This is a genomic window from Agromyces binzhouensis (assembly GCF_004135055.1).
Classification (GTDB): domain Bacteria; phylum Actinomycetota; class Actinomycetes; order Actinomycetales; family Microbacteriaceae; genus Agromyces; species Agromyces binzhouensis.
Genome location: NZ_SDPL01000322.1, coordinates 1 through 3,673 on the forward strand (window position 1 = coordinate 1; position 3,673 = coordinate 3,673).

At 72.0% G+C, this 3,673-nt stretch carries 3 protein-coding genes and 1 pseudogene; 1 reads left to right on the forward strand and 3 read right to left on the reverse strand.

Annotated elements, in window-relative coordinates:
• A pseudogene (locus ESO86_RS19020) lies at nucleotides 1-349 on the forward strand (hypothetical protein); the annotation flags it as partial.
• Here ESO86_RS19020 and ESO86_RS13370 read toward each other — a convergent pair.
• From ESO86_RS13370 to ESO86_RS13380, 3 genes are all read right to left on the reverse strand, one after another.
• A complete protein-coding gene (locus ESO86_RS13370) occupies nucleotides 337-2,439 on the reverse strand; it encodes a multicopper oxidase family protein (protein ID WP_242492366.1) in 2,103 nt (700 codons plus the stop codon). The pseudogene ESO86_RS19020 and the gene ESO86_RS13370 overlap by 13 nt on opposite strands.
• Nucleotides 2,440-2,568: 129 nt before the next feature.
• The gene (locus ESO86_RS13375) at nucleotides 2,569-3,438 is read right to left on the reverse strand and encodes a MurR/RpiR family transcriptional regulator (RefSeq protein ID WP_242492367.1); all 870 of its coding nucleotides are present in this window, start codon (nucleotides 3,436-3,438) and stop codon (nucleotides 2,569-2,571) included.
• Nucleotides 3,439-3,458: 20 nt separating this feature from the next.
• A partial coding sequence (locus ESO86_RS13380; protein ID WP_129235462.1) for a M20/M25/M40 family metallo-hydrolase occupies nucleotides 3,459-3,673 on the reverse strand: 215 nt, incomplete at its 5' end.

Below are 3,673 nucleotides of genomic sequence, written 5' to 3' on the forward strand. Positions count from 1 at the left end.
GGACGGCGCCGTGCACGTCGCGCGGGGCCCGCACGGCATCGTCGGCCTCGTCGCCGTCGCGACGCCGTTCGCCGGCTCGCGCATGGCCCGGCTCATCCTCGACCCGAGCGTGCGCGCGCTGCTCCCGAGCGACGAGACCATCGTGCTGCTCGGACGCGCGGCATCCGTCAACGCCCGCATCGTGTCCGTGTTCGGCCGGTACGACCCCCACATCCCCGACGGGAGCATGCTCGACGGCGCGACGAACATCCGCGTGCCCGTCGCCGGGCACTTCCGGATCCTCGGCGCCGTCGAGACGCACCGTGCGGTGCTCGAGGGCGTCGGGCACCTCCTCGATCAGGCGGGCTGACCCGGCTGCTCCGGACCGATCCGGTACGGGCGCATCATCTCGTTGTCCTCGTGCTCGACGATGTGGCAGTGCCAGACGTACTGACCGGGGTTGACGAAGGTCGCACGCACGCGCGTGACCTCGCCGGGGTAGGCGATGACCGTGTCCTTGAAGCCGGTCTCCCACGGTTCGGGCGGCCGCACGTTGCCGTCGGGCTGCACCGGCTGGGCGACCTCGCCGCCGTCGAGGACGAGGCCCTCGCGGTTCACCACCTCGAACACGACCTCGTGCACGTGCATCGGATGCGCGTCGCCCGTCGTGTTGACGAACTCCCAGACCTCGGTCGCACCGACTGCGGGGTTCTCGGTGACCGGATCCGCCCACACGCGGTCGATCCAGACACCCGACTGGATGTCGCCGAGCAGCGCCTCGACGGGGCCTTCGTAGACGTCGCCCTCCTCGTTGTGGCCCTCCGCCATCTTCTCGATGAGCGCGAGCGGCCGGACCACCGACTCCGCCGGCAGGGGCGCGATCGGCGGGAGGACGAGGTACTGCGGCGGGGTCGTCGTGTCGGCGGCCAGGGCGGGCCCGACCACGAACGACATGACCTGGCCGGTCGAGTCCGGGTCCGCCTTCGGGAAGTCGAGATCCGGCACGCCGCCTCCGAACGGCTCGTCGGGACCGACGTTCCCCAGCACGTAGGCGCCGACCGGCACGTTCGTGAAGTCGACGATGACGTCGGCGCGCTCGGCGAGCCCCAGGAGCATGCGGTTTCCGTTGTCGGTGGTGAGGTTCACCGGGGCGGCGAGGAAGCCGCCCTCGTTGCCGATCTGCCAGACCTCGACCCCGGGGATCGCGTTGAAGTCGAGGATCAGGAACCGGGACTGGCATCCGTTGAGGAACCGCAGGCGGTAGCGGCGTTGCTCCACCTGGTGGAAGGGCCAGGTGTTGCCGTTGACCATCAGCATGTTGCCGAAGAACTCCGGCTGCCAGATCGGCGAGAACTCCCCGGCGGGGATGTACGGCCCGACGATCTCGTCGAAGAACTCCCTGGTGTCGGGGTAGAACAGCGAGCCGTCGTCGTTGAACGAGCGATCCTGCACGACGATCGGGATCTCGAAGTACGTCTTGTTCGGCGGGAACTTGTCGCCCTCCATCGGCGCGGGCGACGGCAGGACCGCGGTCGCTCCGTTCCGCGCGTCGAGCACGGCCTTCTCCCCGTCCGGGCCGCCGCGGACGATGAAGAACCCGGCCGGCCCCGCGTAGACGTTGAGGCGCGTCATCCCGAGTGCGTGGTCGTGGTACCAGAGCGTGGACTCGCGCTGGTCGTTGGGGTACTCGAACTCCGCGAAGCCCGGCCCCCAGCTCGCGCCGAACGAGGCCGCCGCCTTGCCGGCGAAGAAGTCGTACCAAGTGCCCTCGGTCGCGTACCCCGCCGGGATGTCGGTGGCGTCGGGCAGGAACCACGCCTCCGCGTAGCCGTCGCTCTCGTCGCCGACGCCGACCGCACCGTGCAGGTGCGTGACGAGCGGGACGGGTCCGATGTACCGACCCGGCGTGTCGCCGGTGAAGACCGGCCTGGTGTCGCGACCGGCGTCCCCGCCCGGCGGGTTCGCCCAATGGAGCGTGGGGTCGACGGGCAGGAGGTGCGGGAGGGCGTTGCCGTCGGCGTCGACGAGGTCGTTGATCCACTTCACCCGGACCGGACGGCCCCACTTCGACTCGATCGTGAGCGAGGGCGCGTTGTGGATGAGCAGCCCCTTCTTGCTCTCGCTCGAGATCGCGCCGTAGCCCCAGACGGTCGTCGCCGGCAGGCCCGCGGGAAGGATCTGCTGCGCGAACTGCCGCACCGAGATCTCGTAGTAGTCGGCGGGCTTGCCGCCCTTGCGGTTGACCGTGCCGGCCCGCGGCATGACGGGCGGGACGAGCAACGGCGTGACGAACTTCGGCACGTCGGCCGGCGGCAGCGTGCCGCCGGGGATCTCCGCGAGCGCCACGCGTTCGCCGCCCGGCAGCATCGCGTAGAGCATGAACCCCGCGCCGGCCGCGCCGGCGGCCGCGATGAACGTGCGTCGACTGATGGGTCGCCCTGTCGGCGTCGCCTCTGACATCCTGCTGTTCCCCTCGGTGTGTAGCCGGAGCGGGGGCGCAGGGTGGCGGCGGCGATGTGGGTCGGGTCGCCCTCAGTTCTACCGGCGCGACCGAGGATGCGAAGGGACTCAGGTCCCGTCGACCGTGCGTCAGTAGAGGCCGAGTTCGCGGCCGGCCTCCTCGACCTCGCGCATGCGAGCGGATGCCGCCGTGCCGAGGCGTTCCGCGCACTCGGCGATCAGGGCCTCGACGATCGCGAGCACCGGCGTCATCGCGTCGAACGCCGCCGAGGGCGAGTCGGTCTCGCTCGGGAGGACGACGTCGGCGTCGCTCGCGATCGGCGAGAGCCAGGCATCCGTGAGGAGGATGACCGATGCCCGGCGCTCCCGGGCGGCGGCCGCGAGCCGGCGCGTCGGCTCCTCGTACCGGCGGTAGTCGAACAGGACGACGACATCGCCTCGCCGCAGCCCGGCGACCGCTTCGATCCGCCCCGCGTCGTGCTCGGGCAGCGCGGTCACGCCGGGCCGGACGAGCTGCAGGTGCTGCGCGAGCAGCCGCGCCAACAGGCCGCTGAACCGTCCTCCCGACACGAGCACCCTGTTCCGCGGCGTGCACAGCAGGTCGACGGCGCGCTCGAACTCGCCGGGGACGAGCCCGTCGAAGGTCCGGACGAGCGTCTCGCCCATGATCGACGCGGCGCGCTCGAGCCCGGAGGCGGGGCCGCCCTCGGATCGGTGGCGCGCCTGCAGGTCGATCGGCGACGCCGAGCGCTCGTCGAGGTCGTCGCGGAGCGCCTGCTGGAAGTCGGGGAACCCGCGGTATCCGAGGCGGTTCGCGAACCGGAGGACGGTCGGGCCGCTCACCCCCGCACGTGCGGCCAGCTTGGCGACGGTCTCGAACCCCGCTGACGGGTAGGACGAGAGCAGCACCCGCGCGACCTTCCGCTCGGCGGGGCTGCAGTCGGCCATGCCCCGCCGGATCGCCTCCGCCATCGGCACCGGCGCGTCGCCTCCAGCCACGGTCACCTCCTCCACCGTGCTCACGGTAGCGGCCCGCCCTCCGCGATCGCGACGACGAGCCCGGCGAGGAGCGCGATCCGTTCCGGCGCGTGCTCGACGTCGAGCCACTCGTCGACGCCGTGATCGCCGCCGCCGACCGGTCCGAGCCCGTCGAGCGTCGGCACGCCGAGGGCGGCCACGAAGTTCGCGTCCGAGGCGCCGCCCGTGGCGGCGACCTCGACGTCGAGCCCGAGCG